Here is an 18,572-nt window from a genome sequence, read left to right on the forward strand (position 1 = left end):
TATATGAACTCATCTACACCAGAGCCTCAAAGTGGGGCCATCGATTTCAAAGACTTTACAAAGCGGCGTATGCTACACGTAGTCTTACCTTTATTTATTGTTTCCATCATTGCCTTCTTAGACCGTGTTAATATTGCCTATGCAGGCTTGACCATGAAAGAGAATTTACCATGGTTAACGCCAGAGGTATTCGGTATGGGGGCCGGTATTTTCTTTATTGGCTACGTTTTATTTGAAGTGCCAGCATCCTTAATAGCTGCTCGCTGTAACGCTATGCATTGGGTGGCTCGTATCATGTTTAGTTGGGGTCTCGTATGTATTCTTATGACGACGATGACTACAGAGTTGGAGTTTTATATTTATCGATTCTTACTCGGTCTATGTGAAGCCTCTTTATATCCTGTAATTTATTCGTTACTGATACCGAATTGGTTCTTGCCAAAGGAACGTGCGAAAGCGATCTCCTTGATGTTAACATCTTTATTGTTCTCTAACATCATTGGTGGTCCATTGGCAGGTATCTTGCTAGATACAACATTCTTTGGTTTGCATGGTTGGCGCACACTCTTTATCGTTGAAGCCATTCCTGCTGTAATTTTTGCGTTCATTTTCGCATTCTGGATGAAAGAACGTCCAGATCATGCATCTTGGGTAACTGATGCAGAAAAAGCGTATATCAAGGCTGAACTTGAAAAAGAAGAGCAACAAAAGCAAGCTGTAAAGAAATATACCACATGGCAAGCTTTAAAAGATCCAAAAGTATTACGTTTAGCGTTAATTTACTTCTTATGGGTTATTGGCTTCTGGGGCTTTAGCTTCTGGATGCCTCAAGTGCTTAAAAGCTTATCCGGTTGGCCACCAAGTGTTGTAGCATGGTCTATTGCGATTCCAATGTCTGCTGCATTACTTGTACAAGTATATTGTGGTTACTCCTCTGAAAAGCGCAATGAAAAACGTTGGCATGTTGCTACAACATTATTCATTGGTACTATTGGCTTCTTAGCAACGCCACATAGTCCATCCCCAGAAATTAGCTTATTCTTTATCTGCTTAACTGCTGTAGGCGTTTACGGTGGCATGGGTGTATGGTGGACTATGCCAACTACATTCTTATCCGGTGCTGCTGCGGCGGGTGCGATGGGCCTTATTAACTCCTCTGGTAACATGGGGGGCTGGGTAGGTCCTTACATGCTTGGTTTCATCAATGGTCATACAGGTAGCTTTACTTACGGTTACTATGTAATGGGGGCCTGCATGTTCCTTGCAGCTCTATTGATTTTGACATTACCTAAATCTATGGAACACAAAGACGACTAAGTTAAATATTAAAATTACAAATTTAAAAGAGCTATATTTTTTATTCTTTTCTATGACGGATATTGAATAAATATATAGCTCTTTTTCTTTTAGTAAATATATTGTTTTATGTATAATAAGAGTAATGTAATCTACAGTAAATAGAGAGAGGATACTATGTATAGAACGTTATTATTAGCAACCGTATTAACAACTTTTACACTAGGCGTATCTGTAAGTGCCATATCATTACATGATCCGACGGGTGAAGGTAGAGCTGCCTTTGAGAAAATTGCAGTGTACAACCGTGACGTTGTTAAAGTTTCAGGTCCTTATGATTCATGGGAGTTAGCTGTTAAGAATTTAGGGCGCGCTAAATATATTAGTGATATAGAACAACGTAAGACGATAGATAAATTACAGAGTCAATTGAAGCCTATATTAGGCAATTACTATGTATCAGCTTATTACGTAGATTCTAATATCCTTACTCATGACGAGGGTACTATTAAAATAAAATCGACTACTGATGCGGTGGGTGAAAGTAAATATATTGTAGAGTATAAAACTCAAGAGCATTATATAGATTCAATCTTATGGAATCCCTTTGTAGAGAAAAATATTACAGTAGCAGATCCGATTATTTCCTACGAGAATCGGTATGGCTCAGGAAAACTTATAGTAGTGACTGCTTTTGGATATCAAGAGGATGCTCAAGGGTTTCCTGATAAAGGTCTTATAGCGGCAAATAAAGCTTATAAGGCTGCTGAAGATACTTTGGTTAGTAGAGTATTGGAATTAGGCTGGGTTAATGCATCTCGTGAAGCAGAGTTGCGAGATTATTTAAATACAAATGATGGCGTTCATAAGGGATATACTTTGGACGCGATGGGATTTGGTGTTATGGCTCAAAAAGATCTCTTTCTTTATATAGATGATAAAGGTAATTTCCATCATAGGCACTACCCTGTTGTGAGCGAATGGGAAAAATCCTATAATAAGAATTTTAGTTTATATAAGCACATTCCTCTTGATAAAAAGATAAAAGCTATTACTGTAGTTCAAACGGATTAAGGCAGATATAATAAAAAGCCAGATACAAGGTAAATACTTTTAAGTATGTATTTACCGTATCTGGCTTTTATTATTTTGTTACATCTGGCACTTTCCCAGGGTTCATATCGAGGTTTAAATCCGTCGATTTAAATGGGGAAGGGTTTGCTTCTGGTGGCCGTACTTTGAGTTCTGGGTGCAACCATTGTAGTTGTTTTAGTTCCCAGTCGTACTTGGCACCATCGTTTTGTAGTTGGCGAATGTCTTTAAAGATATCATCCAGTTGGTCGCTATGTTTATTAGCCATCCCTTCGAGGATGTAAAGGCGACCAGCTACACTATCAACGGAAGAACCATCGTGGTCTTCATCGACACGCCATTGTAGTTCTGAGATTTGTATTTGCTGGAAGATTATGACAATGACCAGCACGATAATAACGCCCCACATGGGTGTTTCTTTAGCTTTCAAAAGGGCCCGCAATTTAGATGCGAGCCCAGATGGTTTATTCATTATTGAAGATCCTCAAGTTGTAATCCAGGTAATGGTAATTTGGAATTTACGAAGTCTAACCACAAGCGAGAAGCGTGGGAGAGGTAATGACCTTTTTTCCAAATAACATAAAGTGTATGAATGATTTCTGGTACAAGTGGACGTACAACAACCTTGGAACCAACCTCTGTGTTTTCACCTACCTCAGGGCAGAGGCGAGATGGTAACAATGCGATAGCAAGGTCTGCACTAACTGTTTGTAACATGAGATCACGTTGGCTTGTTTCAAATACAATATGAGGTTGGAAACCTGTATGTTTACAAGCTTTGATGATTTCGTCATGTAAGTTAAAATCATCTTTATGCAATACGAAGGATTCATCAGCTAGCATTTCTAAACGAATTTCTTTTTCTTTCGCTAGAGGACTAGATTTAGGAACAATAACGGAAAGTGGATCGCTAGTGAGGTAGAAGGATTCAAATTCTTTAGGATTTGGTTTTGTACAAATGATACCAATATCGATTAAGCCTTCCTGAACACTAATCTCAACTTTTTTGGAACCTTGTTCGTAAAGTTCTAGTTCGATTTGTGGATATACTTTTTTGAATTCACCTAAAAGCTGTGCAAAGATAGGTGCATCGGTAATTGGTGGAATACCAATTCTGATGGAACCTTGTTCCAAACGAAATTCGTTTTCAAAATCAGTTTTAAGATGTTCAAACATGAATACTACGCGTTTTGCGTGGGTTAAGAAGATGGTACCCCCATCAGTAAGTTCTACAGATTTAGCATTACGCATGAAGAGAACAACACCAAGTTCGTCTTCTAAAGCTTTAATAGTACGGCTGATAGCGGATTGGGAGATGTGCAAATTCCGCGCAGCTTTACTAAAGCTTTTTTGATCAGCTACTTCAACGAAGTATTTCAAATGATGAAAATCCATAATTAACCCCCTAAAAATAAAACTTGGTTATAGGAAGTGACCTAAACTAAATGAGAATAGTTATTACTATAACGCAATTAGCTATTACTTTATGTAAAGCATGGATAGCAATATTGGCAAAGCGACAGTCACTGTATGTGTTGCGTTGATAGGGCCCAGCACGTTATAATGTGCTTATAGGGCTATATCAAGTTATGATATTAGGAATTATGGTTGTGCCCAATACAAAAGTATGTTCACACATAATGCCATATTATATATAACATATATATTATTGCATTATTTTTTCATGTGCGCAAGTTTGTAATGGTTGTTATTCCTAAACATAATGATAGATTAAGCAAGTGTTCTATTTTTGCTAAATGCTTAAGGAGGCAATAATCACATGAGTCGTAAATTTAAAACTATGGACGGCAACCAAGCGGCTGCTCACGTTTCTTATGGTTTTACTGAAGTTGCTGCGATTTACCCAATCACTCCATCTTCTCCAATGCCAGAACACATTGACGAATGGGCTGCGTCTGGTCGTAAAAACATTTTCGGCAACACTGTTCAAGTTGTAGAAATGCAATCTGAAGCAGGTGCTGCTGCCGCAACTCACGGTTCTTTACAAGCTGGTGCATTAACAACAACTTTCACATCTTCCCAAGGTTTGTTATTGATGCTTCCTAACTTATACAAAGTAGCAGGCGAATTACTTCCAGGTGTATTCCAAGTAGCTGCTCGTGCATTGGCTGCACATGCTTTGGCTATCTTCGGTGACCATCAAGACGTAATGGCTGCTCGTGCAGCTGGCTGCGCTATGCTTGCTGAATCCTCCGTACAAGAAGTAATGGACTTGTCCGCTGTAGCTCACTTAACAGCTATTAAAACTCGTGTACCTTTCATCAACTTCTTCGACGGTTTCCGTACATCCCACGAAATTCAAAAAATCGAAATCTGGGACTATGAAGATTTAAAACCATTGGTTGACATGGACGCTGTTAAAGCTTTCCGTAAAAACGCTTTAAACCCAGATGCTCCTGTAACTCGTGGTACTGCAGAAAACCCTGACGTTTACTTCCAACATCGTGAAGCATCCAACAAATTCTACTTGAACGTTCCTGACGTTGTAGAACACTACATGAACGAAGTTAACAAATTGGCTGGTACTAACTACCAATTGTTCAACTACCATGGTGCTCCTGATGCAACTGACGTAATCGTAACTATGGGTTCCTCCGCTCAAGTAGTTCAATCCACTGTTGACTACTTAAACAAATTGGGCCGTAAAGTTGGTTTCATCAACGTTCACTTGTTCCGTCCATTCGCAACAGATCGTTTGTTGAAAGCTCTTCCTCAAACAGTAGAACGCATTGCAGTTCTTGACCGTACTAAGGAACCAGGTGCTTTGGCTGAACCATTGTTCTTGGACGTACAAGCTGCTGTAATCGACGGTGGCCGTAACGTAAAAGTTATCGCTGGTCGTTATGGTTTGAGCTCCAAAGACGTTATCCCTGCAGACATCGTATCTGTATTCGATAACTTGGCTGCTGAAAACGGCAAGAAATTCTTCACATTGGGTATCAATGATGATGTTACATTCTTGTCCTTGGATCGTGCTGAAGGCGTAGAAGTTGAAACTCCTGGTTTGACTGAATGTAAATTCTGGGGCTTCGGTTCTGACGGTACTGTAGGTGCGAACAAATCCGCTATCAAAATCATCGGTGACCACACTGACATGTATGCTCAAGCATACTTCGACTACGACTCCAAAAAATCTGGTGGCGTAACAATGTCTCACCTTCGTTTTGGTAAAAACCCAATCAACTTGCCATACTTGGTAACTGAACCTCAATTCGTAGCATGTCACCGTCAATCTTACGTACATGAATACGACTTGATCCGCGGCATCAAAAAAGGCGGTACATTCTTGTTGAACTGTACTTGGTCTCCTGAAGAATTGAACGAACATTTACCTGCTAAATTACGTCGTCAAATCGCAGAAAAAGAATTGAACTTCTACATCATCAACGCTGCGAAAATCGCTTCCGAAATCGGTTTGGGCGGTCGTATCAACATGGTAACTCAAGCTGCATTCTTCAAATTGACTGAAATCATCCCTGTAGATGACGCTGTTAAATATCTTAAAGAATCCGTAGTAACTTCTTACGGTAAAAAAGGTCAAAATATCGTTGACATGAACAACGCTGCTATCGATCAAGGCGTTAACGCTTTGGTAAAAGTAGATGTTCCTGCTGACTGGAAAAACGCTGTTGATGAAGGCGGCCACGCAGTTAAACCTGGTTGCGAATCTTGCCCATCCTTCGTTCAAAACATTGCACAACCAATCAATGCACAAGCTGGTTATGATCTTCCTGTATCCACATTCGCTGGTTACGAAGATGGTACATTACCTGCTGGTACTGCTAAATTCGAAAAACGCGGTCCTGCATTGTTCGTTCCAAAATGGTTACCTGAAAACTGTATCCAATGTAACCAATGTTCCTTCGTATGTCCACATGCTACAATTCGTCCAATCTTGGCAACTGAAGCAGAAGTGGCTGCAGCTCCAGAACATTTCGATACAATCCCTGCATTGGGCGCTAAAGACCTTCAATTCCGTATCGCAGTATCCCCATTAGATTGCTTGGGTTGCGGTAACTGTGTTGATATCTGTCCAGCTCCTAAAGGCAAAGCTATCGTAATGACTTCCATCGATTCCGAAATCGAACAAGCTGAAGCATGGAACTACGGTGTTAACCTTCCTGTAAAAGAAAACCCTATGAAGAAGGAAACTGTTAAAGGTTCCCAATTCGAACAACCATTGTTCGAGTTCTCCGGTGCTTGCGCAGGTTGTGGTGAAACTCCTTACGCTAAATTGTTAACTCAATTGTTCGGTGACCGCATGATGATTGCCAATGCAACTGGTTGTTCCTCCATTTGGGGTGCTTCCATGCCTGCATCTCCATACACAACTAACCAACAAGGTCAAGGTCCTTCTTGGGCAAACTCCTTGTTCGAAGACAATGCTGAGTATGGTTATGGTATGTACATCGGCGTTAAGAAAATTCGTCAACAATTAGTAGAATTAGCTTCTAAAGCTGTAGAAACTGCTACAGGCGAATTGAAAGAAGCTTTGGAACAATGGATCGAATTTGCTAACCTTGGTGCAGCAACTCGTCAACGTTCCGAACGTTTAGTAGCAGCTATCGAAGCTGAAGGTGCTACAACTCCAGAATTGAAAGAAATTCTTGAGAAAAAACAATTCTTGATCAAACGTTCCCACTGGATCTTCGGTGGTGACGGCTGGGCATACGATATCGGCTTCGGCGGTGTTGACCATGTATTAGCTTCTGGCGAAGACATCAACATTTTCGTATTCGATACTGAAGTATACTCCAACACTGGTGGTCAAGCTTCCAAATCTACTAATATCGCAGCAGTTGCTCAATTCGCAGCTTCTGGTAAACGTACTAAGAAAAAAGACCTTGGCATGATGGCTATGTCTTATGGTTATGTATACGTAGCACAAGTAGCTATGGGTGCAGATAAAAACCAATTGATGAAAGCTGTTGCAGAAGCTGAAGCATATCCAGGTCCTTCCTTGATCATCGCTTACAGCCCATGTATCAACCACGGTATCAAAGCTGGTATGGGTAAAGCTCAAGAAGAACAACGTAAAGCAGTTGCAGCTGGTTACTGGGATCTTTACAGATACAACCCTCAACTTAAAGAAGAAGGTAAAAATCCATTCTCCTTGGATTCCAAAGAACCAACTGAAAACTTCCAAGACTTCCTTAAAGGTGAAGTTCGTTACGCTTCCTTGGCTAAAGCAGCTCCAGATGTTGCAGAAGAATTGTTCGCTAAAACTGAACAAGACGCTAAAGATCGTCGCTTAAGCTATGTTCGCTTACAAAAAGGTTTCGAAGACGTAAAATAATTCGTTATTTAACGACTAAGAACTAATAAGAGGCACCCTCTCGAGGGTGCCTCTTTTGTATATAAAATTATATCTTCCATATGTTTGAGTCTATCTTACATTAATAGGGGCACGTCATGAATCTGTTATTCCTATGTTACTAATGCTTTTACCATAGGTAATATATTAGGAATTTGATATAATATTAGATAGTTATGCAGTTATACGTAAGTATATTGCATTGTTACATTGATAGATAACTAGGTAATTTTAATCGTAATATAGAGGTGCTTATGGCTAAGGATAACCAACAGATCACAACAGATGATATGCAACAAACAATATATAAAGAGTTAGGCTATAAATCCTATCCATTTCCATTTACAACACCTGCGTATTTAGAAGCGTATGGTACACTTGTAGGTCTTAATACTCCACCTGCAAAGACAGCTCGTGTCCTTGAATTAGGTGCTACCTATGGTGGAAATATTATTTCTCAAGCTGTACATAATCCAGAAGCAACCTTTGTAGGTATAGAGCTTTCTCAAGATCAAGTAGAGAAGGGAAACAAAATTATTAGTGATGCTAAGTTGGATAATGTATCTCTAATTCAAGGGGATATTATGAACTTTGATGAGACCTTAGGAACCTTTGATTACATTATCGCTCATGGTTTTTACTCTTGGATTAGCGATGAGATGAAGGATAAATTGCTCGCTATTATATCCAATCATTTGGCTGATAATGGCATTGCCTATGTGTCATATAATACATATCCTGGCTGGCATACGATGGAAGAGGTGCGTCAGCTCATGCTATTTGCTAATCGTGGTCATGATGAATTAACACATAAAGAAAAGGTATTGCGCGGTAAGACTGTAGGAAGCTTAGTAGGTTCTCAAATTCTTAATTATGACAACCTTAAGGAACGTAATAGTAAATTCTTAGGGGCGTTGCGTTCTGTTATGCACAAGGATGATTATTATGTAGGTCACGACCATTTAGAACCTCATAATGATCCATGCTATTTTTACCAATTTAACGATCATTTGAAGGCTCACAATCTAGCGTATGTATGTGATGCAGATTTAACATTATCTATGGTTCGTACCTATGATGAAAGTATCGCCGATAAGCTTGAAAAATTGGCTCCTAATAGCCAAGCGGATCAAGAACAATACTTAGACTTTATGTTGGACACCACATTCCGTAAGTCTATTATTTGTAAAGCAGATGCTGCAAAGAATCTTAACTATGATGTAGCTAATCCTGAAAAGGTGAATACAATACCTGTACGTACCATTGTGAATAGTTTTGTATTCCAAATACTCTTTGATGAAGAAGCTTTAGAAATGTTTGAAAATAAGCTTGTAAGAGATACATTCCAAGCGCTTATTAAAGATGGTGGTACGTTTAATATGATTGAAGCTCTCGCCATTTTAAAAGCCGCTCACGATGCTGCTAAGGCATCTGAAGAGGATTTAGAACCAGCGGTGTGCAGCTTATATAAAGCTATTGTTGAACATATGGTACGCGGGGGTATTCGATTCTATAAAACATTCCCTGATAAACAGGAATATATGGAGGGCTTATCCTATGTACCAGCTCGTTTTACAAACTTTGTAAAAGCTATTGCTGATGGTGGTAGTGAATATATTTATGGTGCAAATATGTTCAATGACGCTATTGGTGATATTTCTGAAGAAGATTTATTGTTCATGGAATTGTTGAATAAGCCTAAAGCTAAGTCTACTATGATTAAGAAGATTAAAGATTCTCTCTTTAGCGCTGATAAGGCCCAAACTGGTAAACACCAAAATGCCATGGCGGAAGCATTCTATAATGAATTGACGAAGCGTATGGAACAATTAGGCTTTATTAGAAGTAAGAAAAACGATGGTCTTTCGTAATTCTTTTAAAATTTCTAAGCTAATATTTTAGTGATTCATATAATTTTCAGAATAAACATAAAACCCATTACACTTATAACATTTATGTGTATTAAGTAGTAATGGGTTTTTGTTTTATATAATTTAATTTAATCTTTTTTAATAATTATTACATTTAGTTATTTAATATTGCCAAAAAAGTATAGTAAATCGATAAAATTAATGAGAAATAAATGAACCATATATGAAAAGTATGGTATACTATGTATGGGTATTTTTGTGAACATCATCCGATGTGTTGTGGATGATATTATAAATTGTATTAGTTACAATGTTGTTTTTATTGTATTATTTGTAAAAGGAGTCTTTTATGGCATCTAAGAAGGCCGTTCTAGTATATATACTAGAGATCCTGAAAAGTGAAACGGATGCTAATCATACTTTATCTCAAGAGGAGATTCGCAGTATATTAGCCGAGCGGTACGAGGTATCCGTCGATCGGAAGACCTTAGGCCGTCATTTAAATGATTTATATGAATCTGGTGATTTTGGTATTCAATGTGAAGAGTCTGCCGTAGGAGCAGATGGTACTATTCGCCGTACTGATTTCTATATGATTCATACCTTTGAAGATTCAGAATTGAGATTATTAATTGACGGTATTTTGGCGTCTCGTCATATCACCGCATCTCAACGTAAGGATTTAATTAGTCGTGTTGCTAAATTGGGTAGCTCTCATTTCAAGCCTCATGGTATTGATATTGAAAGTGCTACGGGTTACCTTCATAGAAGTCAGGACTTATTCCTTAATATTGATCTCATAGAGGAAGCAATACAAAAGGGGAGAAAAATTTCCTTGGCTTATTGCCAACCTGACGTGGATAAACGATTACATATTAATCTCGGTCCAGATAATAAGGAGCGAAAGTATGTATTCAATCCATTCCAACTAGTTATGAATCGGGGACACTATTACCTAGTTGGGAACCATGAAAATTATGATGACATGTCTACATTGCGTGTCGATCGAATTGCACACATTACGGTGCTGAGCGAACGCAGAAAACCTTTACGGGAGATAAAGGGCTATAATCAGCAACGCACCTTTAATGTATCACAATATGTAAAAGAACATATTTACATGTTTGGCGGTGAATCCATTACCGTAAGTTTTAAGGCAAAGCGGTCTATTGTAAACCAAATTTTAGATTGGTTCGATGGCAATGTGGAATTCACCAACGTCACATCTGATGATGTTGTATGCCGTGTACGTGTAAATCATGATGCCTTTAAGTATTGGGCACTTCAATATATGCAAAGTGTGAAAGTACTTTCACCAGCATCCTTGGTAGCAGAAGTGAAAGAAGCTATTAAGGAAGGCTTAGAACAATACTCATAATAAAAGAGCTAGTTGATCGTTGAATCAACTAGCTCTATTTTTATGTATGCTATTTTAAACGTCCGGTTTCTAATTTATAGAACATGCATTTTTTCTGCTTCGCGATAGTCCTTAAGAACTGGACGAGGAGGTAATTTACCCATGATACTCACTACATAGATAGCGATGGAAGAGAAGAGGAAGCCTGGTACGATTTCGTAAAGGCCGAGGAATCCAAATTGTTTCCAAATGAGTACGGTTAAACCACCTACGACGATACCGGCGATACAGCCATGACGTGTCATACGTTTCCAGAATAAGGAGAACAAGATGGCTGGACCAAAGGCGGCACCAAAGCCTGCCCATGCATAGGCAACCATTGTTAAGATGTAGCTATCAGGATCCATCGCCATATAGATGGCAATCAATGCTACGATAAGTACTACGATACGACTTACAAGCACTAGTTCCTTATCACTTGCTTTAGGATGAATGATATTGGCATAGAAGTCATTAGAAATAGCAGAAGCTGTTACTAATAACTGTGCAGATGCGGTACTCATGATAGCCGCTAATACGGCAGACCAGATGAGACCTGCTACAAATGGTGTAAAGAGGCGTTCTGTCATGATGAGGAATACAGTTTCCGCATCAGTGCCGACTAATACATCAGGCAACATATATACGTGACCGATGAGGCCTACAGCGATGGCCGCCATAAGGGATAAGATAACCCAAACCATGGCGATGTTTGTAGATTTTTTAAGCTCTTTCGCATCGGAGATAGCCATGAATCTTACGAGGATATGAGGTTGACCGAAGTAGCCAAGACCCCAACCAAGAGAAGAAATTAAGCCGATAGCCCATGTGAACCAGTCGGATGGATCACCAAATAGGCTAAGTCCTTGCGGGAACTCATGTTGAATGAGCTGGAATGTTTCAATAGGGCCACCCATAAACATGGCAGCCGTAATTGGTACTGCTAAGATAGCAAAGAACATCAATGCCCCTTGGATACAGTCTGTCCAAGATACAGCGAGGAAGCCACCGAGGAATGTATAGAATACGACGATGCCTGCTGTAATAAAGAGGGATACTGTGTAATCAAGACCAAAGATGGTATTGAATAACTTGCCACCTGCTACAAAGCCTGATGATGTATATATCAAGAAGAAAATCAAGATAAATAAGGCGGAAATGACAGCTACCGAATGGGATTGATCGTGGAAACGATTCTTCAAGTAATCCGGTAAGGTTAAACTGTCGCTAGCTACCTCTGTATGATTACGCAAGCGTCTAGAAACGAATTTCCAGTTCGCCCATGTACCCAATGTGAGGCCTACGGCAATCCATACACCAGAAATCCCCGTAGTATACGCAAGACCCGGTACACCCATGAGCATCCAACCACTCATATCTGATGCTTCCGCACTAAGTGCTGTAATCCATGGTCCTAGTTGTCGGCCACCGAGGATGTAATCACCAATGCTGTTAGATTTCCTGTAATAGTAGACCCCGATATACATCATGAGTCCTAGGTATAAGGCAAAGGCGATCATAATCATTAAGTTGTCTTGTGTCATGCCTATATAAGACCTCCTTAGGTTGTAGTTTTATTCTATAGTATTATAAATAATTCCTATTGTACCATATATTAGCACTTTAGAGTGTAAAAATTTCGTGATATTACGTAGTTTCTATACAAATTTTGAAGATTGGTTTTCTACATATGCATTAGACGTTGGACTAATAAATCGTTTATACTAATAAGCCCAATGGCATATGAAATATGTTAAAATATAAGAATGGAAAAATGATATTTCGTGTTTTGTATACGAAATTTCGTCATTGATAGTCGTAATTATGGTCTTGTATGTATATTTCTGGAACATGAAAGGAGGGCCCTATGGAACAACAACAAACCACAAAGAACGTTGTGGGAACACAGCGTGATGGGGCGAACCAACAGGCCCAAATGAAGCAACACGCATTGCGTATGTTGGAAACCTACTTTGGGTATACCTCCTTTAGACCGGCTCAAGAGGCGCCCGTTGCATCCTTGTTACGTAACGAAGATGTAATAGGCATCATGCCGACGGGGGCTGGCAAGTCTATCTGTTTCCAGATTCCTGCGCTTTGTAAGCCGGGCCTTACTATCGTGTTTTCGCCGCTCATTTCTCTTATGAAAGACCAGGTAGATGGTCTATTAGTGCAGAACATTCCAGCGGCACTCATTAATAGTACCCTTACCCAAGCGGAGTTTAATAAGACTATGTACGAGGTACGTAGTGGTAAGATTAAGCTCTTATATATTGCACCAGAGCGACTAGGTTCTAATTTCTTCTGTAATGTGCTGCGAGCGTTGCCTATTGCTCAAGTCATTGTAGATGAGGCCCATTGTATATCGGAGTGGGGGCATGACTTTAGACCCTCCTATCGCCTCATCGGTGAGTGGCTCAACTCACTACCGAAGCGTCCTATCGTAGGGGCTTTCACGGCGACGGCTACGAAATATGTAGAAAATGATATCAAGAAACTATTAGGCCTAGATAAGGCAAATGTGTATGTAACGGGTTTTGATCGGCCTAATTTATCTTTCTCTGTCATCCGTACACCAAAGCGCATGGACTATGTGGTTCACTATGTACGCCAACATGCCAACGAAAATGGTATTATCTATTGTGCGACGCGCAAGGATGTAGATCGGGTGTATGAAAATCTAACCCGTGCAGGCATTAAGGTAGGTCATTATCATGGAGGTCTCAGCGACGAGGTGCGCCGTGAGATGCAAAACGCTTATGCAGATGATAAACTGCAGGTCATGGTGGCTACCAACGCCTTTGGTATGGGCATCGACAAGAGTAATGTGCGCTATGTGTTGCACTACCAAATGCCGCGCAACATGGAGTCTTACTATCAAGAAGCGGGTCGTGCAGGTCGCGATGGAGCTCCTGCAGAATGTATCTTGCTCTACAGTGGGCAGGATGTACAGGTTCATAAGTATTTGATTGAACAGTCCATCGAGACACCTGAGCGGCAAGAGGTGGAGCTTCGTAAATTACAGTCTATGATTGACTACTGTTTCTGCAGTAATTGCTTACGTAAATATATGCTTAACTATTTTGGTGAAAGCACCGTTTGGACTACTTGTGATAATTGTAGTTCCTGTAAAGGCTCCGGTGATAAGGTAAATGTAACAAAAGAGGCGAAGGCTATATTCCGTGCTATTATGGGGACCGATGAGCGCTATGGTGCCTCTATGATTACCTCTATCGTACGTGGTGAGCGAACTGACCGCATTATGCGGGCAGGCCACGATGCACTGCCTGTCTTTGGTTTACTAAGTAATGTAGACGAGAAATCTATTAAAGGGCTCATCCAACAGTTTGTAGCCTCTGGGTACTTGTGTAGTTCTTCAGGTAAGTATCCTGTGCTATCCTTGACGGCTGGTGCGGAGGAGGTCCTTGCTGGGCATAAAGAGGTAGAGGAAATCAGACAACATGTGTCTGTACCATCTCGAACTAGTCGGTCTACGTCTACTACATCACGAGGAAAAGCTAGTTCCGGGGCGGGTGGTTTATTTGAACATTTACGACAACATCGTAAGCGCTTAGCCGAAGAGGCAGGGCTTCGACCATATCTTATCTTCCCCGATACAGTACTTATTGACCTAGCCAATTTACGACCAACTACATTAGGTGAGTTTGGCAATGTTAAAGGTGTAGGGGAAGCAAAATTGAAAAAATATGGCCTCAGTTTTTTACAGGCCATTGCAGAATATAAGGGATAATAAATTTTACTGTATATATGGTAGTACGATGTATTTTTTAGTATGATAGTACTATATATTGTAAGATATAAAGTTAGTATTATTCGACGTGTTATATATAAGATTTAGGGGGACATATGAGTCTAGCAGATACACAATACCTCGGTATTATTGAAAATATTTTAGAACACGGCACGTATGGTCAAAATCGTACCGGTGTTGCAACTTATAAATTGCCACATCAAATTATGCAATTCGACTTGCAAGAGGAATTTCCAATTTTGACTACAAAATTTGTAGCTTTCAAAACGGCGGTAAAAGAATTGTTATGGATTTGGCAAATGCAATCTAACGATGTACGTAAATTACAAGAAATGAACGTGCGCGTATGGGATGAGTGGATGCGTGAAGATGGTACTATTGGTAAGGCTTATGGTTACCAAATTGCAAAGTACAAACAACTTGATAAGCTCATCAAGACTATCAAGGAAGATCCGGATAGCCGCCGTATGATTGTTACATTGTGGAATATTGAAGATTTAGATGATATGGCATTGCAACCATGTGCGTATGAAACATTATGGGACGTAGCTGATGGACACTTAAACTGCATGCTCATCCAACGTAGTGGCGATATGGGCCTTGGCGTTCCATTTAATACAGCTCAATATGCAGCATTACAATGCATGATTGCCCAAGTTACCGGTCTTAAACCTGGTAAATTTACTCATGTTATCAACAATGCTCATGTCTATGAAAACCATGTAGAAGCATTGCGCGAGCAATTAGCACGTCGCGATCAAGCATTGCCAGCTCCAAAAATTATTGTGAATCCTGAGGTAAAAGACTTCTATGACTTCACACCAGAGGACGTTACATTAGACGGGTATGAACATCTAGGTAAATTGTCCATGACTGTTGCTGTATAGCATTATATTCATGACAATTGTTAAATAGCATAATATGTATGGCTGTTGCTATATAGTATTGTGTTCGTAGACATTGCTAAATAGCATAATTTATGACTGTTGCCATATAGCATTAACCGAAAGAGGCCAGTATGTTAGCATTAATCGTAGCCGTAGCACATAATCGTGTGATCGGTAAAGATAATACCTTGATTTGGCACTTGCCGAATGATTTGAAATTCTTTAAAGAGAAAACGACAGGTCATGTCATCATTATGGGCCGTAAGACCTTTGAAAGTTTGCCGTTCTTGTTGCCAAATCGTGAGCACTGGGTGATTACCCGTGATAAGGGCTTTGATGCGCCAGAAGGAGTTAAGATTTTCCATAGTCCTGAGGCGGCTTCAGAAGCAGCGCGTGTTCTTGATGCGGCCTATGTTATCGGCGGTGCTCAAGTATACGAGGCTTTCTTGCCTTACGTGGATACGATGTACATTACAGAAGTAGACCACGAATTTGAAGGGGATGCATTTTTCCCAGAGTTCTCAGAGGAGGCTTTCACCATTGAATCCGTTGTAGACGGCGTGGTGGATGAGAAGAATACATATCCTCATCGTTTTGTAACCTATCGCAGAAAGGCATCTAAATGAGTGAAAGAATGTTTGCCATTATTGGCAGTGAATTAAATGTTAAGCCAAAGCAGGTGCAAGCTGCCGTAGAATTATTAGACGAAGGCAATACGGTGCCATTTATTGCGCGTTACCGTAAAGAGGTAACGGGCGAATTGCAAGATGAGCAATTGCGCACCATTGAAGAACGCATTAAATATCTGCGCAACTTGGAAACACGTCGCCAAGAAATCATTGCATCTATTACAGAGCAAGAAAAGATGACCGACGAGTTGATGAAGTCCTTAGAAGCAGCAACAAAGCTTCAAGAGTTAGAGGATCTCTATTTACCGTATCGTCCTAAGAAACGTACCCGTGCTATGATTGCCCGTGAACGTGGATTAGAGCCGTTAGCGGAAATGATCCTTAACGATACAGTTACCTCTGGCGATCCATTAGAGATCGCTAAAGAATTTGTAACGGAAGAGGTGCCAACACCGGAGGACGCTATTCAAGGTGCATCAGATATCGTAGCGGAAATTGTTAGTGATAGTGCAGACTTCCGTGCATATTTGCGTAAAAAGATGTGGAACGAAGGCTTTATTCAAGCTGAGTTGACTGGTGATGAAGAGATACAACAACAGTTCTTGCAATACGCAGAATATGCTGAACCGGTTCGACAAATGCCGTCTCACCGTATCTTGGCGGTTAATCGCGGTGAAAAATTAGGAGCTTTGAAATTAGCCCTTACCGTACCAGGTGATACTTATGTTGCTTACATGGTGCAACGGTTAGAGAAAAATCCAAAATCCATCTTCGCAGACTATAAAGCGGCTGCAGTAGCCGATGCGTATAAACGTCTAATTTTCCCTGCTCTAGAGCGTGATATCCGTAATGAGTTGACGGAAAATGCGGACGAACAAGCTATCAAGGTATTTGGTGTAAACCTTAAAAATCTATTGTTACAACCGCCTTTGGCAGGTCATGTTATCATGGGCCTTGACCCTGGTTACCGTACAGGTTGTAAGATGGCTATCATCGACCAACAAGGTAATGTGCTAGATTATGGTGCCTACTATTTAACTAATAGTGAAAAGCTTCGCAAAGAAGCGCAAAAGGTATTGGCAGATAAAATCCGTAAGTTTAAGGTTACTCTCTTATCTATTGGTAATGGTACTGCATCCTATGAAACAGAGCAGTTTGCATCTACCATGATTGAAGAGGAAAAATTAGATTGCCACTACATCATCACCAATGAAGCAGGTGCATCTGTATATTCTGCTTCTAAATTGGCTATCGATGAATTACCAGATTTAGACGTAACAATTCGCGGCGCCGTATCCATTGCGCGCCGTGTACAAGATCCATTGGCTGAATCTGTTAAAATTGATCCTAAATCTATCGGTGTAGGTCAATATCAACATGACGTCAATCAAAAACAATTGACACATACCTTAGATCAAGTAGTTGAAACCGTAGTAAACCACGTTGGGGTAGAGCTTAACACAGCATCTCCAGCTATTTTGCAACATATTGCAGGTATTTCTAGTACGGTGGCTAAGAACATCGTTGCATACCGTCAAGAGAATGGCGTATTTAAAAGCCGTAAAGAATTGTTGAAAGTACCTCGTCTAGGTCCTGCAGCGTTCACACAATGTGCTGGTTTCCTTCGCTTGCAACACGGTAAAAATCCACTAGATAATACATCTGTCCATCCTGAGTCTTATGAATTGGCAGAACGCATTATTGGTGAATTAGGCTTTACCTTAAAAGATTTGCAAGATAAGGCTCAGTTAGAAGCGTTACAAGTGAAGTTACCTCTCGTTGATGCAGAGAAAATGGCCGCAAAACTTGATGCGGGTGTACCAACTGTACGAGATATTCTAGCTGCTTTGGCAAAACCAGGTCGTGACCCTCGTGAAGATTTGCCTGCACCACTTACTAGAAAACATGTAGTAAGCCTTGAAGATATCAAGGTCGGCACTGTGGTAAAAGGTACGGTTCATAACGTAGTTGACTTCGGTGCCTTTGTAGACTTTGGACTTAAAACTAATGGTCTATTGCATCGCAGTGAATTATGTAATAGCCGTCAACATCCATCTGATGTACTGGCTGTAGGCGACATCATCGAAGCTCAAATCATTTCTGTTGATGTAAAACGTAATCGTATCGGTTTATCTGTAAAAGCATTGCAACCAGAAAAGCCAAAGAACAACGATAATAACCGCAATAGAAATAATAATGGTCAACGTCGAAATAATAATCGTGACAACGGTGGCCGTCAAAATAATAATCGTAATAATGAAAATCGTAAGTAAAAACTATTATTGACTTAAAGT

The 18,572-nt window shown here is 40.1% G+C and carries 12 protein-coding genes; 9 read left to right on the plus strand and 3 right to left on the minus strand.

Annotated elements, in window-relative coordinates; translation table 11 throughout:
• Nucleotides 1-3: 3 nt before the first annotated feature.
• Together LKD20_RS04870 and LKD20_RS04875 are read left to right on the plus strand one after the other, a co-directional pair.
• Entirely contained in the window at nt 4-1,317 is a 1,314-nt protein-coding gene (locus LKD20_RS04870; RefSeq protein ID WP_213467167.1) for an MFS transporter, read from the plus strand.
• 156 nt (nt 1,318-1,473) lie between these two features.
• Nucleotides 1,474-2,370, plus strand: a complete 897-nt coding sequence (locus LKD20_RS04875) for a hypothetical protein (RefSeq protein WP_227721049.1) — start codon at nt 1,474-1,476, stop codon at nt 2,368-2,370.
• Between the two features lie 70 nt (nt 2,371-2,440).
• On the opposite strand, the gene LKD20_RS04880 is transcribed toward LKD20_RS04875, so the two are convergent.
• Nucleotides 2,441-2,860, minus strand: coding sequence for a hypothetical protein (locus tag LKD20_RS04880; RefSeq protein ID WP_227721050.1), 420 nt, complete (start codon nt 2,858-2,860; stop codon nt 2,441-2,443).
• Nucleotides 2,860-3,783 (minus strand): LysR family transcriptional regulator, encoded by a 924-nt coding sequence (locus LKD20_RS04885; RefSeq protein WP_105094131.1) that lies wholly within the window; start codon nt 3,781-3,783, stop codon nt 2,860-2,862. The genes LKD20_RS04880 and LKD20_RS04885 overlap by 1 nt, the downstream gene beginning before the upstream one ends.
• Nucleotides 3,784-4,168: 385 nt before the next feature.
• Here LKD20_RS04885 and nifJ point away from each other — a divergent pair, with 385 nt between their 5' ends.
• The 3 genes from nifJ (at nt 4,169) to LKD20_RS04900 (ending at nt 10,972) form a co-directional block, all read left to right on the plus strand.
• Nucleotides 4,169-7,705, plus strand: a complete 3,537-nt coding sequence (gene nifJ, locus LKD20_RS04890) for a pyruvate:ferredoxin (flavodoxin) oxidoreductase (protein ID WP_227721051.1) — start codon at nt 4,169-4,171, stop codon at nt 7,703-7,705.
• 272 nt (nt 7,706-7,977) lie between these two features.
• Nucleotides 7,978-9,594: a methyltransferase regulatory domain-containing protein gene (locus tag LKD20_RS04895; RefSeq protein ID WP_227721052.1), complete on the plus strand. Its 1,617-nt coding sequence runs from the start codon at nt 7,978-7,980 to the stop codon at nt 9,592-9,594.
• A gap of 349 nt (nt 9,595-9,943) precedes the next feature.
• Entirely contained in the window at nt 9,944-10,972 is a 1,029-nt protein-coding gene (locus LKD20_RS04900; RefSeq protein WP_105084871.1) for a helix-turn-helix transcriptional regulator, read from the plus strand.
• 74 nt (nt 10,973-11,046) lie between these two features.
• On the opposite strand, the gene putP is transcribed toward LKD20_RS04900, so the two are convergent.
• A complete protein-coding gene (putP, locus tag LKD20_RS04905) occupies nt 11,047-12,534 on the minus strand; it encodes a sodium/proline symporter PutP (protein WP_227721053.1) in 1,488 nt (495 codons plus the stop codon).
• 323 nt (nt 12,535-12,857) lie between these two features.
• Here putP and recQ point away from each other — a divergent pair, with 323 nt between their 5' ends.
• From recQ to LKD20_RS04925, 4 genes are all read left to right on the plus strand, one after another.
• On the plus strand, nt 12,858-14,741 hold the full coding sequence (gene recQ / locus LKD20_RS04910; protein WP_227721054.1) for a DNA helicase RecQ: 1,884 nt from the start codon (nt 12,858-12,860) through the stop codon (nt 14,739-14,741).
• Nucleotides 14,742-14,857: 116 nt separating this feature from the next.
• On the plus strand, nt 14,858-15,649 hold the full coding sequence (locus tag LKD20_RS04915; protein WP_129823877.1) for a thymidylate synthase: 792 nt from the start codon (nt 14,858-14,860) through the stop codon (nt 15,647-15,649).
• A 131-nt stretch (nt 15,650-15,780) separates the two neighbouring features.
• Nucleotides 15,781-16,275 carry a dihydrofolate reductase gene (locus LKD20_RS04920; protein WP_005385658.1) on the plus strand — a complete coding sequence of 165 codons (495 nt, stop codon included), beginning with the start codon at nt 15,781-15,783 and terminating at the stop codon, nt 16,273-16,275.
• The gene (locus LKD20_RS04925; RefSeq protein WP_227721055.1) at nt 16,272-18,551 is read left to right on the plus strand and encodes a Tex family protein; all 2,280 of its coding nucleotides are present in this window, start codon (nt 16,272-16,274) and stop codon (nt 18,549-18,551) included. The genes LKD20_RS04920 and LKD20_RS04925 overlap by 4 nt, the downstream gene beginning before the upstream one ends.
• The last annotated feature ends 21 nt before the right edge of the window (nt 18,552-18,572 follow it).

This window comes from Veillonella fallax (genome assembly GCF_020687175.1).
Taxonomy (GTDB): Bacteria; Bacillota; Negativicutes; order Veillonellales; family Veillonellaceae; genus Veillonella; species Veillonella fallax.